The following is a 15,756-nucleotide window of genomic DNA, read 5'->3' as shown; positions in this document are numbered from 1 at the left end:
TGGGACGCCCGCGCTTTGCGGCCCGCCGGGGCCGCGGTGCGGCACCGGCGGGCGGCGCCTCGGGTGCGGCGGGGTCAGGTCCGCCGCACCCGAGGCGGGTCTCGCCGCGGCTAGCGCTGGAGGGTCAGCAGGCCCGGGCGGTAGGGCAGCAGGCCGTAGTCGACTCCGTTGGAGCTGGGGCTGCGGCCTTGGTAGAGCAGCTGCAGGTTGCAGGGGTCGACGGTCTTGGTCTGGTCGGGGTTGTTGCGGACCAGGTCACCGTGGCTGATGTCGTTGGTCCAGGTGGCGCCGCTGTTGGCCTTGCCGGCGAAGGGGTTGCTCTCGCTGGCGGCGTTGGGCGTCCAGGAGCCGCTGAGGCTGTCGGCGGTGAAGGAACGGAAGTAGCGTCCCTGCGAGCCGATCGCCTCCACCAGCATCAGGTACTTGTTCTGGTTCTGCAGCTTGTAGACCTCGACCGCCTCGAACAGGTTGTTGGTCGAGTCGCTCATGATCTGGGTGTAGTTGGAGCCGAAGCTGCCCGGGAAGTTCCCGAGCGGCATGCTCTGACGGTAGATCTTGCCGTTGTCGCCGGCGAAGAACAGGTACATGTTCTGGCCGTCACCGATCAGCGTCTGGTCGATCGGCCCGGTGCCCGACCCGGAGATGCTCGCCGTGGACAGCGTCTGCGCCCCCGACCAGCCGTTGGGGTTGGTGGGATCGCTGGAGGTGCGGTAGGAGAACGCCGTGCCGCCCCACTGGTAGGCCAGCACCCAGATGTTCTTCGGCGCGAAGTAGAACAGCGTGGGCGCCACGGTGCCCGAGTTCATCCCGGTCTGAGTCGCCGAACCCATGTCCGACCAGTTGGTGAACGTGCTGAACGCCATCGAACCCCAGCTGGAGCCGTTGTCGTGCGTGGTGGCGTACACCAGGTGCTTGCCGTTGTAGACCACGTTGGTGAAGTCCTTCAGCGACACCCAGCCCGACTTCGGCTGCGCCAGCGCCCCGGTCGACGTCCAGCGGTACGACGACGGCAGGTTGCACGTGCCGGTCGGCGTCGGCGTCGGCGTGGGGGTGACGGTGGGGGTCGGCGTGGGGTTGGTGCCGCCGCCCAGCTTGACGAGTTGCCACTGCTGGTTGGCGCCGTTCCAGTCGCTGTACTGGACGACGTTGCCGCCGTCGGCGGTGGAGGCGCCCTGGACTTCGACGACCTTGTTGCTGTTGCGGTTGATCAGGCGGATGTAGCCGCTGTCGGAGTCGGCGAGGCGGAACTGCTGGTTGGTGCCGTTGCCGTCGGTCCACTGCACGATGTTGGCGCCGTCGGCCGTGGAGAAGTTGTAGACGTCCAGCACCTTGCCCGACAGGCGGGACTTCAGCCGGTAGTAGCCGCCGCCGGAGTCGACGAACTGCCACTGCTGGTTATTGCCGTCATTGCGCGTCCACTGGGCGATGCGCGCCCCGTCTGCGGTCGACGCGCCGTACACGTCCAGCGCCTTGCCGCTGTTGCGGTTCACCAGCACGTACCAGGCGGTGGTGTCGACGCTCGCCGCGTTCGCGACGGTGGTCGGTCCGAGGCTCACCAGCAGACCGACGAAGAGTGTGGCCACCATCGCGAAGGCGGCCGCCACGCTCCTGCGCATCCGTGCCGGACGCGGGGCGGGGTCGGGTTGAAACGGGGGTGGGGTCCCGTTCTTGGTATCCAAGGGTCGCTCCTTTTCACGTGTGCGGACGCGCCCGCTCCGAAGGCGGAACGGGCGGCGCCGCGCGGGGGGTGACGGCGGACGGCCCGCGTACGGGCCGGTCCGGAGGGAGTTCGGACCGGCCCGAGCTCTGCGAGGTGGACCGCCGCCGTGCCGTCCGTCCAAGGGGACGGGTCGTTACTGCCGGCCGGCGCCGCTTCCTTCGTCGTACCGGACGATGCCGGTGGAGCCGGACGGGCCGTCGCCCGTCCGGTGCCTCTCCGTCATGGGGTGGTCAGGTCGAATCGCCGTACGGTCACCGACCCGCCGAGGGCCTGGGTGGCGTAGTTGAACATCCCGAACCGGTAGCCCATGAAGAACTGCCAGGCGTTGTTCAGCGTGAACGCCGGGCCCAGGGTGGTGAAGTTGGTTCCGTCCGTGCTGTAGGAGAAGCGGGCCTGCCGCCCCGAGCCCGGGCGGATGTCGGCGTTGACCCGCAGCCAGATCCTCCCGCCGGAGATCGCCGCGCTCGCGGCGTCGGTGCCGGTGCCGGTGGTGTTCCAGTTGCCGTCCATGCTCAGGCCGTTGGTCATGGACACCCGGGTCTGCCCGTTGTCGCGTCTGACCCCGATCCACGCCGAGGAGTCGCGGAGCATGGCCAGGCCCGCCCGGTCGCCGTTGCTCATCGTGGAGTAGTCCAGCTCGATCGTCGCGGTGGACGAGGGCCCCTGGATGCGGTGGGTCAGGGTGTTACGCGCGTTGTACAGGTCGTTGGTCACGGTCGCGGTCTGCAGCCGCAGCCCGCTGCCGGACGACCACTTGCTGTTGTCGGGGTTGTGGTTCCACTCCCACCGCGGGTCGAGCGCGCTCGTGGTGAAGGTGTCCGGGCCGATCATCGACTTGACGGTCTTGGTCGTGGAGATCGCCGGCTTGGGATAGGTGGCGCCCCAGCCACCGTTCACGGTCTGCACCGACGGCCACCCGTCGGAGCTCCACGAGATCGGCGCCAGCGCCGGTACCCGGCCTCCGGGGTAGGCGTCGACGAACGCCATGTAGTACCAGGCGCCGTTCTGGGTCTGCACCAGACCACCCTGGTGCGGCACCCCGCCGCCGGAGATCGGGCTCGGCATGTTCAGCAGCACCTGGCGCATCTCGTACGGCCCCCACGGGCTGGTCGAGCGCAGCACGTACTGGCCGTTGGCCGGGCGGGTCACCCAGATGTAGTAGTAGCCGCCCCGCTTGTAGAAGCGCGAGCCCTCCAGCGTGCCGACGCTCGACGGCGTGGTGAACACCTGCTGGTGGCGCACCTCGCTGAGGCCGTCGGAGGACAGTTGCGCGACGCTGAGGGTGCTGTTGCCGTAGGCGACGTACATGGTGTCGTTGTCGTCGACCAGCAGACCGGCGTCGTAGTAGCAGTTGTTGATCCGCGACCGCTTGGACCAGGCGCCGTCCACCGCCGAGGCCGTGTAGACGTAGGTGCGGTTGAACTCGGTGCAGCCGATCCAGTAGTAGGTGCTGTTGCTGGGCCGGTAGTTGAACGCCGAGGCCCAGATGCCCTTCACGTACGCCCGTCCGCCGTTCAGGTCGTAGGCGTTCGAGTCGAAGGCGAGGCTGGGCACCGAGTGACCCGCGTACTCCCAGTTCACCAGGTCGTAGGAGCGCAGGATCGGCGCTCCGGGCGAGTAGTGCATGGTCGAGGCCGAGTAGTAGTACGCGTCGCCGACCCGGATGATGTCACCGTCGGCGAAGTCCTGCCAGACCACGGGGTTGTTGTACTGGCCCGTCGGCCCGGTGGGCGTCGGCGTGGGAGTGGGGGTCGCGGTCGGAGTGGGCGTGGGGTTGGTGCCGCCGCCCAGCTTGACGAGTTGCCACTGCTGGTTGGTGCCGTTCCAGTCGCTGTACTGGACGACGTTGCCGCCGTCGGCGGTGGAGGCGCCCTGCACTTCGACGGCCTTGTTGCTGTTGCGGTTGATCAGGCGGATGTAGCCGCTGTCGGAGTCGGCGAGGCGGAACTGCTGGTTGGTGCCGTTGCCGTCGGTCCACTGCACGATGTTGGCGCCGTCGGCGGTCGAGAGGTTGTAGACGTCCAGGACCTTGCCCGACAGGCGGGACTTCAGCCGGTAGTAGCCGCCGCCGGAGTCGACGAACTGCCACTGCTGGTTGTTGCCGTCGTTACGTGTCCACTGCGTGATGCGCGCCCCGTCTGCGGTCGACGCGCCGTACACGTCCAGCGCCTTGCCGCTGTTGCGGTTCACCAGCACGTACCAGGCGGTGGTGTCGACGGTCGCCGCCGACGCCGTCGTCGTGCCGATCGCGAGCATGGAGCCGGCCAGGATGGCCGTGGCGAGAATGGCGAGCAGCGACCGCCAGCCGCGTCTCCATGTGAAGGCTCGTCGGACCTCACCAGTGGTGGCCAATGCTTCCTCCTTCGATGTCGGACCGGGCGGCCGGCTGGGGGTGGGCCGCTCCGTCACGCAAGGCCATCGGTCGCGCACGATGGGTCCTCAAGGTGGTGCTCGTACTTCCGTCTCCGCCTGAAAAAGTCTGTTAGCGCTAACATCGGGTTTGTCATCGTACGTATGCTGTTTACGGAGAGAATTCCCGCCGATGTGGCCGACGAGGGTTTCCATGCGATGTGAGCGCTAACATTCGTATGGCTTCGATCGGGGATGTTTCTGTTGTCCGGTGCTATTCACCGCCCACCCGGTTGCAGCGGTTCTCCGGCCGCGCGCCTGTGCTGAACCTGCGTGGGACGAAAAACCAGTGGCTCGGGAGGTTTCGTTCTCGTGTCCAGTAAGTTACGTGACATAGTGAGCGATCGTTTTGGTGAAGTCAATGGCGCCCGAGATCGGCCGGGCCGTCCCGCGGGCCGGCCCGCCGCGAGGGAAACCCGCCCCCGCCGAAGGGCCTCCACCACCCCGCACGGTCGCCACAGGCGGCGACGTGCCGGCCCCGGGGCCGCCACCCGTCCCGCGGTGAACCCTGACAGACCGGGTGGCTCCGCGACTCGCACGTGAACGTCGATGAAACTTACACGTCGCCGGCGCCACCTCTTCCGCGCTCGCCGGTGAACGCGGAAGAGGTGGCACTCGCACGACGCTCACCCGGCACCGCCGGGTGAGCGCGTTGCCCGGGCTACACCCGGGCGCAGACGGTGCCGTTGAGTGCGAACTGGCTCGGCGCCGTGTTGGTGCCGTTGAAGCTCGCCTGGAAGCCGAAACTGGTGTTCCCGCCGGCGGGGATGGTGGCGTTGTAGCTCGCGTTGCGCGCCGTGACCTGCGTGCCGGACTGCGTGATCGTGGCGTTCCACGCGTTGGTGACCTGCTGGTTGCCGGGCCAGGTCCAGGTCACCGTCCAGCCGTTGACGGCGGAGGCGCCGCTGTTGGTGACGGTGAGGTTGGCGGTGAACCCGTTGTTCCAGCCGTTGGTGGTGTAGGCGACCCGGCACGGAGCGTTGGTCGGGGTGACGCTGGGGGTCGGAGTGGGAGTCGGGGTCGGGGTGACCGTCGGGGTCGGCGTCGGAGTCGGGGTGACGGTCGGGGTCGGCGTGGGCGTGGGGGTGGGGGTGGGGGAGGTGCCGTTGAGGCCGAAGAACTGGATGGCGACGGCCGCCATGCCGCCCGCCGGGAGGCTGTGGCCCGCACCCTGGATGGTGTACGCCTCGACCCGCACGCTGCCGGAGGAGTCGGCGTAGCGGCGCCGGCTCCAACCGGACTGCGGGGTGTCAGTGCTGGTCGGCGTCTGGCTCACGCCGTTGACGTTGGTCCACTGCTTGATCTCCTCCTCCAGCTCGGAGTAGGCGACGACGTTGTCGGCGGTGCCGTGCCACAGCTGCATGCGCGGCCACGGTCCCCGGTAGCTCGGGTTGGCGTTGCGCGCCAGGTCGCCCCACTGCTGGGCGGTCTTGCCGACGCACGGCGCCGAGTTGCCGCCGGGCTGGTAGGCGGCCTCGTTGGGGAAGCAGGTGAACGGCACGCCCATGAACGCCGCGCCCGCCTTGAACACCTCGGGGTACAGGGCCAGCATGGCGTTGGTCATCATGGCGCCCGAGGAGCTGCCGGTGGCGAACACCCGGTTCGGGTCGCCGTGGTACTGCTGCTCCACGTAGGTCACCATGGACATCAGCGACACCGGGTCGGTCTGCCCGCCGCGCACCTTCGAGGCCTCGGACCAGTTGTCGAAGCAGTTGGCCTTCTTCGACGCCGACGGGTAGATCACCACGAAGCCGTACCGGTCGGCGAGCGAGGCGAACTCGCTGGAGGAGTAGAACCCCGGTCCGGAGCCGCCGCACGGGTGCATGGCCAGCACGATGGCGGGGTTCGCCTGCGCGTTGTTCGGCACGTACAGGTGCATGCGCAGGTTGCCGGGGTTGGAGCCGAAGCCGGTCACCTCGGTCAGGGTGGCCGCGGCGGCCTGGTGGGGCAGCACCAGGGCGACGGCGGCGTAGAGCAGCGCCGCGCAGGCCATGCTCAGTATCGCGCTCAATCGTGTCATCCGCTCTCCTAATGTCGGTGTGCGGGCTTGGTCCCTGCTCGACGGCTCGAACCGGCGGCGCCGGTCTCACGGAGACATCGGGCTCGGCGGGTGGAAAATAGACGCGGCCCGGATCGGCGGTCAAGATGACGACGCGAGAACGCACACCACCAGCACCCCGGAGCGATGCCTTGGCCCTGCTTATCAAGTGGCTTGTTATAAAGTGCCTTGATATAGGACACGAAACTTACATCCGATGGACACGCGGTATGGTCGTTCGGTGACCGCCCGCCGTATCCCCGGGGCGTCCCGGTCGGCCGCATCCGTCCCCCGCTTGAGCTATTTGGTGTTCCGTCTGGAACGCCGCATTCGAGCGGGCCTGGACGAGGCGCTGGCCCGGCACGGCGTCACCACGACGGAGTACATGGCGCTCAGCGAACTGCGCATGCGCGAGGGGTTGTCGTCGGCGGAGCTGGCCCGCATCGCCTTCGTCACGCCGCAGGCGATGAACCTCGTCATCCGCGACCTGGAACAGCGCGAGGTGATCCGCCGCGACCCGCACCCGGACGGCGGCCGGGTGCTGTGCGCCCGTCTCACCCGCAAGGGCCTGTCCCTGCTCAGACGCTGCGACCGCTCGCTCGACGCCATCGAGGCGACCATGCTGGCCGACGTCGACGACTCGACCCTGAAGACGCTCACGGACGGTCTCATGCGGTGCTCACACGCGTTGCGTCCGGACGCGGGGGTGTGAGCCCGGCGCCCGGACACTCGGCGAGCGGTGAGGGGGGTCGGCCGTCAGTCGTCCTCGGCGGCGGCATCGGGGCTGGCCGCGTCCTGAGCGCCCTTGCGCCTGCCGAGCAACAGCAGCACCGCCAGGATGACCACCAGGACGATCGGGGCGCCCCACACCCACGCGGACACGCCCTGCTCCGATGCCGCGGGGGCCGAGCCGCCCGTGGCCGGGGCGTTCGCCGTGGACGGTCCCGGGGTCGCGGTGGCCGGGGGCGGCGGGGCGGCGCCGGTCGCGGTGGACCGGACGGTGAAGGGGATCTCCCCCTCCACCGGGTGGCCGTCGGAGGAGACGATGCGCCAGGCGATGACGTAGGCGCCCGAGGGCAGCGGCCCGGCGACCTTCTCCACGACCTTGGGGCCGTCGGCGCGCGGAGCGCCGGACTCGTAGCGTCGTCCGGCCGCGTCGTGCAGGATCACGACGGGGAAGCTGACGTGCGCGCTGAACTCCAGCTCGATCTGGTCCAGGCCGTCGACGACGGCGTTCTTGGCCGGGGAGCTGCTCTTGAGGCTGTCGTGCGCCAGGGCCGGCGCGGCCGGCAGGACCAGCAGCACGACGGAGGCACAGAGCAGCAGCGTTCGGATGATGAGGGATCGCACGGGGACTCCCGGGTGAGGAAACGGGGCGTGGGGTCACGCGCCGGCGCGGTACGGGAGCGTGCCCCCGTCCCCGCCGGCGCGTGACCCCGCTGCGGCCGGCGGCGCCGTCAGGCGCGTGAACGGCGCCGCGCGGCCACGGCGAGGCCGGCGCCGAGCAGGCCGATGACGATGCCGAGGATGGCGAGCACCCGGGCGGTGCCGTCCGGCCCGGCGGCCGGGGCGGAGGCGGCGGCCCCGGCGGGCGTCACCGAGGGCCCGGCCGGGGCGGCGGCCGACGGCGAGGAGCTCGCGGAGTGGCCGTCACCGGCCTGCTCGGCGGCGGCCACCAGCTTGAGCGCCGGCACGGGGTGCTCGGCCTCCGAGCCGTCCGCCTTCGGCATGTCGCCCCAGGTGACGACCTCGCCGCCGGAGTAGGTCTGGACGGTCGGGAACAGCAGCTCATCGACGTCCTTGGGCAGCGGCCCGACCGACACCTCGAACTCCTGGAACTGACCCGGCTCGATCTTCCCGCCGGTCCAAGTGATCTTCAGGACCGACTCGGTGACCTTGTCGCCGTCGTCGGAGACCACCGGCTGGGGCAGCTTGCCCCGGGTCAGCTCGGCGTCCCAGCCGGGAACCGGGCGGACCGAGACGAACGGGAGCGGATGGTCGGTGGGGAACCGCACCTCCAGCTTGGTGGTCGACTCCTTGTCCCGCTCGTTGGGCACCCGGAAGGCGAGCTTGGTCCAGCCGCCCTTCTCGGCGGTGCCGGGGTTGATCGTGACGTGCGCCAGCGCGGGCAGCGCCAGGCCCACGGTGAGAGCGAGCGCGCCGGCGGTGACGGCGACCGCCCGACGGTAGATGGCCGTGGAAGGCATGGGGATTCTCCGTTGTCTCGGTGAACGCGCAAGGGGTCTGGAGATGCGCGAAGGGACGCGCCGCGGCGGATGCCGGCGCGCTGAGAACTCACAAGACGGGGAGAACCGGGGGACCTCGCCGCACGACCGCGTGCCGCAGGACGCGCTCGCGCGGGGAACACAGGACGGCCGGGGGCCGGCGGAAGCGCACGGCGGGCGCCCCGGGCGACGCCTCGCGCCGCAGCAGAAGCAGCAGCGCCGCCAGGCGGCGCACCGCGAAGGCGCCGAGGGCGCGCAGCAGCGACCACAGCGCCGTCTCACCACGCGACAGCCACCATCCGGTGACCAGCGCCGCGGTCGTGTGGGCGACGATCATGCCCACGCCGACGCCCAGACCGGGGTCATGCGGCAGGGCGTCCAGGTGGTGGGGATGGAGCGGGACGGGCGCGGCGTCGGCCGGGCCGAGCGCCTGGTGCAGGAACGCCTGGGCGGCCAGCAGCAGCCCGGTCACGGCCGCCGGCGAGCGTTCCCGGCCGGCCAGCGCCGCGGTGACCGCCATGACGACCAGCCCGCCCGGGAGCAACGCCCGCGGCTCGGGAGCCGAACCACCCGCGAACCAGTGCGCCACCGAGGCAAGCGTCAGGCACACGACGGCGAAGGCCGCCGCCCGCGCGAGTCTCAACGGCACGTTGGCGTGCATGACGCCATGCATCGTCCCACAGTCGCGGTCACCGCACATGTCGCAGATTGCCGTGACTCGCGTCCTATGACGTCAGGCGGCTCCTATGACGTCAGGCGGCGAACAGCAGCAGCAGGCCGGTCACCGTGTAGGCCACCATCAGGACCAGGAGCGGGACCTGCCCCTTGACGGCGGTGCGGCGCGGGAACAGGGTCAGCGCGCGGTCGTGGGCGAGCACGGTGCCCATGACATGGCCGAGGACGATCACCGTGACCTGGAGCATGGCGATCGCCGCAGGGCTCGTGCCGGCCGCGCTGACCTTCCACCCGGCCGTGCCGAGCCAGTCGGCCCCGGTGACCAGCGGGTCGGAGAGCAGCGAGATGGTCCGCTGGCCTTCGAGCAGCAGCAGCGTGAAGTAGTGGGCGACCAGGTAACCGACGGCGATCGGCACGATGGAGTGGGCCAGTTCGCCCGCAGTGGTCCCGGACGCTGCACCACCCCAGCGCCCGGCCAGCGCGGTGGCCCCCAGGTAGGCCGCCAGCACCAGGCCGATGACGACGACCAGGCCGGCGGTGCCCGGCACCGGCGCGGGCAGCGGGCTCTCCTGCACGAACCGCACCCAGAACGGCGCGTTGGAGAGGCTGTCGTACATGGTGGACCCGAGCAACAGCACCACCAGGGCCGTCAGGCCCGGCGCCGGCTCCAGCCCGGCCATCCCGTGCAGCGGGTTGCGCCAGGTGAGCGTGCCGTCGGGATTCCGGCCGACGGGGGCCAGGCGGCCGATGAGGCCGCTGTAGGCCTCGAACGCGTCGCCCTTGTCGAACCAGCCGGAACCGAAGACCGCCGCGCCCGCGAGCATGGCGACGCAGTACACCGCCAGCCAGGCGCCGATGACCGGCAAGGTGGCCCGCTCGGGGGCGACCAGCTCCAGCCAGGTGAAGGCGAGCAGACCGGCGGCGGCGGGCCAGTACCCGAGCCGGTCCGGAAGCGGCCGCACGCCGCGGCGCGGGTCGCGCCCGAGCGCGGAGCACGCCAGCAGGTGCAGCGTCCGCAAGGGATTCAGCGTCCGCCAGATCGGGCCGAACAGCAGAGACAGCGGGATGAGGCCCACCCAGAACAGGACGTAGAACACCCCCGCCGTCGGGTTGGCGGAGCGGTCGGGACCGAACAGCAGGCCCAGGCAGAAGTACGCCGCCGCGAGAAGCCCGGCCACCCGCCAGGACCACCGCCATGCCGGCAGGCTCACCAGGCTTCGCACGCCCGCGGACACCGGACGGGCGTACCGGAGCGCGCCGGCGAGCCGCGGCTCGGTCCACAGCGCGCCGAGCGCGGCGAAGGACACCAGCAACGCCAGGACGGCGCCGGCCATCGCGGCAGGGAAGGGGATCGGCAGGTCCTGACGGCCTCCGATGCCATGGGCCAGCGGGAGCACCCGGGGACTCCTAACGCACCAGAAGCTGGAAGAGCTGCAGTTCCTGCCCGTGGGTCTCCACCTCGAACAGGCCGCTCTGGTCGGCCACGAACTCGATCGTCGCCGGGCTGCCCGGCTTGAGGTCGGCCGCCTTGTCGTAGCCGTGCACGTGGGCCTGGTCGGCCACGTCGCTGGTGACGGTGATCCGCACCGTCTGGCCCTTGGCCACGTCGATCCGCGACGGAGGGGGCGTCACGGTCCGCTCGCTGATGGCCACCGCGATCTGCTTGACGGTCGTCGGGGCGGGGGCCTGTGCCCCGCCGCACGCCGTCAGGAACAGCAGCGCCGCCGCGAGCAGGGCGGCGACGGGAAAGGGGCGGATGCGGGCAGGGAGAGGTCTCACGTCGTACTCCTGGTGCGGAACGGGCGTCATCCGGGTCAGCGGCGCCGGGCACGTGGCGCGGCGGCGGAACGGCCGGGACCGGCACGTTTCCCCGGACCGGCGGGACGGCGCGGACCGGCCCCCTTACCCGGACCGGCGGGCTTGCCCGGCGCCGACCGGCCGTCCGGCCGGGGCCGCGCGGCCCGCGCCACCATGACGGCCACTCCCACGACGAGCAGGGCGGGCAGCAGCCACACCAGCACGTCCACGCCGCTGGACGCGGACGGCTCCGCCGCGGCGCCCGGCGGGGTGCCGGCGCCCGGCGTGGTCGCGGCGACCGGCTCCTGCGACGTGGGGCCGTTGTCACAGCCGGTCTCGGGCATGGTCCTCGGCGTGCAGCCGGCCGATGACGTGCCCCCCGACGGTGCGGCGGCCGACGGTGTGCCGGCCGGCGTCTGGCCCGGCCTCGGGCCGACGGCCGTGTCCTGCACGCCGGCGGCGGCCAGCAGGGCGGCGCTGGGCGTGTCGACGGGGGGCTCCCAGCCCTTGGGCGGCGTGGTGCGCCTGCCCGTGTAGGTGAACCGGACCTCTCCCCGCACCTGGTCTCCGTCCGAGGCGACGGTCCAGTAGTGCGCGGTGTAGACGCCCTTGCCCGGCCAGTGCGCCACGGGTATGCGCGCCTGGTACCCGTCGTGGTACAGGTGCGGCTCCCAGGAGCCGTTGACCAGGAAGAACTCTCTGATCGGCTCGTCGAGGCGCCGCGGCTCGCCGTGCGACCAGTGCCGGTCGACCCGTGCGCCGTCCGGGGCGGTGACGGTGAAGTACGCGTACGACAGCGGCTTCTCGGTGAAGTACAGCGAGACCGCGTCCAGCGGCTCGGTGACCGTGGCGTCCTTGGCCGGCACCGACAGGGCGAGCTGCCCGTGGGCCTCGGCCGGCGTCGCCGGGACGACGAGCGCGAGAGACGCGATGACGGCCAGCAGCAGTACCCGCAGGGAGAGACCCTGGCCTTGTCCAAGCGCGGACGAGCGCAACGAGACCCTTTCCGGAACACGGGCGCCGACCACGTCGATGACGATCGAGATGAGTACCCGTCGAGGGCGCGGGTGCCGCCCGATTCCGCCCAACGGATATTGCGCCCACATTGTGGCCATGAACCGAAGGGAGCGTCAACCCTCCCGTCCGCGCCCCGGCGCACCGGTCCCGGCTTCGCGTTCATCGCGGCGGGCACGGCGCGCCAGGGACACGCCGCCGACGCTAGTGCTCCCGGTTCACCGTCCAGGGCCGGAGCTTGTCGGGGTTGCGTACCGCCCAGATGTGCTGGATCCGGTCACCCGCGACGTCGAACGCCGCCACCGTCACGGTGACGCCGTCCCGCTGGGCGACCAGGCCGGGCCGGCCGTTGACCGTACGCTCCAGGATCGTCAGTTCGGGGATCACGGCGGCGATCTCCAGGAACAGGCGCGCGATGCGCTCGCCGCCTTCGACCGGGCGCGGCACGGCGCTGACCACGCCGCCGCCGTCGGCGGTCACCCTGGCGCCGGGGTCGAGGAGCCTGACCAGGGCTTCGATGTCCTTGGCCTCCCAGGCCCGCTTGAAGTCCCTGACGATGCCGGCCTGCCTGGCCGCCGGAGTCGCGGCGGCCTGGGTCCCGCGGATGCGACGCCGGGCTGAGGAGGCCAACTGGCGGCACGCCGCCGGGGTACGGCCGACGATCTCCCCCACTTCGGCGAAGGAATAGCGGAAGACGTCGTGCAGGATGAACGCGACGCGCTCGGCCGGCGTCATCGACTCCAGCACGACCAGGAACGCCATGTTGACCGACTCGTCGAGGGTGACCCGGTCGGCCGGGTCCGCCGTGGCGCCGCCCGGCCGCCCGGCGATCCACTCCTTGGGGTCGGGCAGCGGCTCGGGGATCCATTCGCCCACATAGCTCTCCCGCCGGGCCCGTGCCGAGCCGAGCACGTCCAGGCAGATGCGACCGGCGACCTTCGTCAGCCAGGCGCCGGGCGACTCGATGGCCTCCTGCCGCTGCCGGGACATGGCGTACCAGCGCGCGTAGGTCTCCTGGACGACGTCCTCGGCCTCGGCCAGGGAGCCGAGGAGCCGATAGGCGAGATTGATCAGCTGGCGCCGCTCGCCCATGATCGCGGCCAGGCCCGGATCGGCCCGGTCGTCCTGCGGCCCTGATCGGGTGGTCATGGCGTCGCCGTCCTTTCCCTTCGTCGCATCCGCATCCGCATCCGCATCCGCGCCCACACCGGACCGACGAGGTGACCCCCCGGAATGTGAGGTCGACGTCTCACCCCGCATCACCGGCGGCGGTGTCGCCGGGTCGCCGGGTCGCCGGGTCGCCGGGTCGCCGGGCCACTGTGACACCATCCATCCTGAAGCGGCCCGGGAGCGGTGCGAGATGGAGGGGCCGGCATGCCGCAATGGTTGCAAGCAGGGTTGTGGGGGCTCGTCGCGGGAGGCGCGCTGGTCGCCGGGGCGGGGGTCGCCTGGCTGGTTCGGGTGCCGGCCAGGCTGATCGCCGCGATCATGGCTTTCGGCGCCGGGGTGCTGATCTCCGCACTGTCGTTCGACCTGGTCGACGAGGCGGAGCGTTCCGGCGGCCTGGGCGCGGCCGCGACGGGTTTCCTGGCCGGGGCGGTCCTGTACGTCGCGGCCAACGCCTGGCTGGCCCGCCACGGCGCCCGGCATCGCAAACGTTCCGGGCACCAGCAGGTCGACGAAGGTCAGACGCAGGGAAGCGGGGCGGCCATCGCGATCGGGGCCCTGCTCGACGGCGTCCCCGAATCGGTGGTGCTCGGCCTGTCACTGCTGAACGGCGGCGGCGTCGGGGTCGCCGTCCTGGCGGCGGTGTTCATCTCCAACGTGCCCGAAGGGTTGTCCAGCGCCTCCGGCATGAAGAACGCCGGCCGCGACGCGCGCTATGTCTTCGGAGTCTGGGGCGGCATCGCGCTGGCCAGCGGCATCGCCGCCTCGGTCGGCAACCTCACCCTGCGGACCGCCTCCCCGGCCGCCATCGCGATCATCACCGCCGTCGCCGCCGGAGCCATCCTCGCGATGATCGCCGACACCATGATCCCTGAGGCGTTCGAACGCGCACACGTCCTCACCGGCCTCATCACGACGATCGGCTTCCTCACCGCCTTCACCATCGAACGCCTCGGCCACTAGGGAGGGCCCCCGCCGATCCCCCGCCCGCCACCGTGCCGCCCGCTCGCGACGCCTTGACGGCTCAGGCCCTCTTCCGGGCTTTGACGGCCAGGACGATCGGGGTGGGGGAGGAGCCGCTCTCGGCGAACCGTTCGAGCGTCAGGCCGGCGTCGAGGAAGGTGTTGAGCAGTTCGGGCAATGGCCAGTGAGCGGCTCCGACCTTGACCCGGAGTCCGTGGTCGTTCCAGGACTTCTTGGTCCAGTGGCTGTCGAGGTAACCGGGGCTGATCACCACCGCCTGCGGATCGCGGCGGTCGGCGAAGGATCCGCAGTAGCACGGGTGGATGCCGATGTGCACGAACACTCCGCCCGGCCGCAGCACCCGGACCACCTCGCTCAGCACCGCCGGGTAGCCGGGCATGTCGCTGTGCGCCATCACCGCGATGGCGGCCGGGACCGAGCCGTCACGCAACGGCAGCCGCTCGGCGTCGGCCCGCGCGACCGCGAGCCGGCCACGGGCGTAGTGCAGCATCCGGCTGGACAGGTCGACGCCGACCGGGGTCCAGCCCAGTTCGCGTACGCGGGCGGCATGGACGCCGGTGCCGCAGCCGACCTCCAGGCAGACGCCCTCACCTTCGCCCAGCAGGTCGTCGAGCAGCCTGCCCAGGCCCAGGGGATTGCCGTCCCCCGCCGGGGCCTGCTGCGCGCCGAGGAATTCGCGTTCGTACCAGTCGGCGATCTCGTCGTACGCCGCCGTCACCGCCATCCGCCGCCCATCCTTTCGCCCCGCGGCCGTGCTCCGGCCACGGCGAGGACCTCCTCCAAGGGCGGCCATGGGTCGCCCACGGCCGCCTTCTCATTCAAGGGTCCGGCGCACCCGGACGCGAGGCCTTCCGCGCCCGGCGAAACCATCCCCGGACGCCGCTCCGCCCGTCCGGCGTTTCCCCGCGGCGATCTCGGCCGGCGCCGTGCGGGACGGGCCTTCGGGCGTTGTCACAGGTAGAGGGGGGAGATGGAGGCCTGGTCGTCCTGGAGGAAGGTGAGGTCGCAGACCAGGGCGATGACGCCGTCGACGGTCTCGGCCGACGCGGCGAGGCGGGCGGCCTGGGAGCGCAGGAGCGTCTGGCCGGTCAGCGTGACGACTCCCGCCTCGACGGCCACCTCCAGTCCTTCGCCGGTGATCTCCTGGGCCTCGATCAGCCGCCGGACCTCGCGCTCGATGTCGGCCGACGGGCGGGTGTAGATCTTGATCAGGTCCTTCTGGTGGACGGTCCCCGCGACGCGGCCGGTCAGCATGTTGATCACCGGCAACTGCTTGATGTGCGCGGCGTGCATCAGCCGGGCCGCCTCGCGGATCGAGGTGTCCTCGGTCACCGTTATGGCCGGGCTCGTCATGAGCTCCTGGGCCGTGGTGCCGGCGGCCTTGCGGTTCTCGCCGCGCCGTCTGCGGCTCTCGAACAGAGCGCCGGGGGCGGAACGAGGCCGGATCTCCTTCAGCAGGACGTCGTCGGTCGTGACGACTCCGACGGGACGCCGGTCGGGGTCGACCACCGTGACGGCGCCGACGTCGAACCGCCGCATCGTGGCGACCAGTTCGGCGAACGACGCGTCCAGCGGCACGGTGATGGCCACCTTTCCCATCACGTCTCTGACTTTCACCGTCATGACGAGCCTCCTTCTCTCCCTCCTCACGATGCCCGAAGGCGATCGCACCGGGCAGCGGTGAAAGTCCCTTGCTTCAGGGACTTTCGCTCGGTCGAGAAGGCCGG

General features: G+C 71.1%; 14 protein-coding genes. 2 read left to right on the top strand and 12 right to left on the bottom strand.

The genetic code is table 11. The annotated features are described in order from the left end of the window. Positions 1 to 110: 110 nt before the first annotated feature. The 3 genes from ACFQSB_RS08700 to ACFQSB_RS08690 form a co-directional block, all read right to left on the bottom strand. On the bottom strand, positions 111 to 1,586 hold the full coding sequence (locus tag ACFQSB_RS08700) for a non-reducing end alpha-L-arabinofuranosidase family hydrolase (RefSeq protein WP_380825572.1): 1,476 nt from the start codon (positions 1,584 to 1,586) through the stop codon (positions 111 to 113). Between the two features lie 353 nt (positions 1,587 to 1,939). Beyond that, positions 1,940 to 4,072: a family 43 glycosylhydrolase gene (locus ACFQSB_RS08695; protein ID WP_380825478.1), complete on the bottom strand. Its 2,133-nt coding sequence runs from the start codon at positions 4,070 to 4,072 to the stop codon at positions 1,940 to 1,942. Positions 4,073 to 4,790: 718 nt separating this feature from the next. Next, complete coding sequence (locus ACFQSB_RS08690; protein ID WP_380825476.1) at positions 4,791 to 6,149, bottom strand: extracellular catalytic domain type 1 short-chain-length polyhydroxyalkanoate depolymerase; 1,359 nt, start codon at positions 6,147 to 6,149, stop codon at positions 4,791 to 4,793. 259 nt (positions 6,150 to 6,408) lie between these two features. On the opposite strand from ACFQSB_RS08690, the gene ACFQSB_RS08685 reads away from it, so the two are divergent. Then, complete coding sequence (locus tag ACFQSB_RS08685; protein WP_380825474.1) at positions 6,409 to 6,879, top strand: MarR family winged helix-turn-helix transcriptional regulator; 471 nt, start codon at positions 6,409 to 6,411, stop codon at positions 6,877 to 6,879. A 44-nt stretch (positions 6,880 to 6,923) separates the two neighbouring features. Here ACFQSB_RS08685 and ACFQSB_RS08680 read toward each other — a convergent pair whose 3' ends face one another. The 7 genes from ACFQSB_RS08680 to sigJ form a co-directional block, all read right to left on the bottom strand. Continuing rightward, on the bottom strand, positions 6,924 to 7,517 hold the full coding sequence (locus tag ACFQSB_RS08680; RefSeq protein ID WP_380825473.1) for a copper resistance CopC family protein: 594 nt from the start codon (positions 7,515 to 7,517) through the stop codon (positions 6,924 to 6,926). Positions 7,518 to 7,624: 107 nt separating this feature from the next. Then, positions 7,625 to 8,374, bottom strand: coding sequence for a YcnI family copper-binding membrane protein (locus ACFQSB_RS08675; RefSeq protein ID WP_380825472.1), 750 nt, complete (start codon positions 8,372 to 8,374; stop codon positions 7,625 to 7,627). Between the two features lie 88 nt (positions 8,375 to 8,462). After that, complete coding sequence (locus ACFQSB_RS08670; RefSeq protein ID WP_380825471.1) at positions 8,463 to 9,065, bottom strand: MFS transporter; 603 nt, start codon at positions 9,063 to 9,065, stop codon at positions 8,463 to 8,465. Positions 9,066 to 9,144: 79 nt separating this feature from the next. Then, entirely contained in the window at positions 9,145 to 10,464 is a 1,320-nt protein-coding gene (locus tag ACFQSB_RS08665) for a hypothetical protein (RefSeq protein WP_380825470.1), read from the bottom strand. 10 nt (positions 10,465 to 10,474) lie between these two features. Continuing rightward, entirely contained in the window at positions 10,475 to 10,846 is a 372-nt protein-coding gene (locus ACFQSB_RS08660) for a cupredoxin domain-containing protein (protein ID WP_380825469.1), read from the bottom strand. A gap of 35 nt (positions 10,847 to 10,881) precedes the next feature. Then, on the bottom strand, positions 10,882 to 11,859 hold the full coding sequence (locus ACFQSB_RS08655) for a copper resistance protein CopC (protein ID WP_380825466.1): 978 nt from the start codon (positions 11,857 to 11,859) through the stop codon (positions 10,882 to 10,884). A 223-nt stretch (positions 11,860 to 12,082) separates the two neighbouring features. After that, entirely contained in the window at positions 12,083 to 13,027 is a 945-nt protein-coding gene (sigJ, locus tag ACFQSB_RS08650; protein ID WP_380825465.1) for an RNA polymerase sigma factor SigJ, read from the bottom strand. A 225-nt stretch (positions 13,028 to 13,252) separates the two neighbouring features. Between sigJ and ACFQSB_RS08645 the strand changes: the two genes are divergently transcribed. Next, positions 13,253 to 14,008, top strand: coding sequence for a ZIP family metal transporter (locus ACFQSB_RS08645; protein WP_380825462.1), 756 nt, complete (start codon positions 13,253 to 13,255; stop codon positions 14,006 to 14,008). A gap of 61 nt (positions 14,009 to 14,069) precedes the next feature. Here the strand turns inward: ACFQSB_RS08645 and ACFQSB_RS08640 are convergent, their stop codons facing one another. Further along, the gene (locus tag ACFQSB_RS08640) at positions 14,070 to 14,753 is read right to left on the bottom strand and encodes a class I SAM-dependent methyltransferase (protein ID WP_380825461.1); all 684 of its coding nucleotides are present in this window, start codon (positions 14,751 to 14,753) and stop codon (positions 14,070 to 14,072) included. 227 nt (positions 14,754 to 14,980) lie between these two features. Continuing rightward, positions 14,981 to 15,652 (bottom strand): CBS domain-containing protein, encoded by a 672-nt coding sequence (locus tag ACFQSB_RS08635; RefSeq protein WP_380825460.1) that lies wholly within the window; start codon positions 15,650 to 15,652, stop codon positions 14,981 to 14,983. Positions 15,653 to 15,756 lie beyond the last annotated feature (104 nt).

Source organism: Sphaerisporangium rhizosphaerae (assembly GCF_042665155.1).
Classification (GTDB): domain Bacteria; phylum Actinomycetota; class Actinomycetes; order Streptosporangiales; family Streptosporangiaceae; genus Sphaerisporangium; species Sphaerisporangium rhizosphaerae.
Note: the sequence above shows the minus strand (reverse complement) of the source record. Positions and strands in the feature narration are given on the sequence as shown.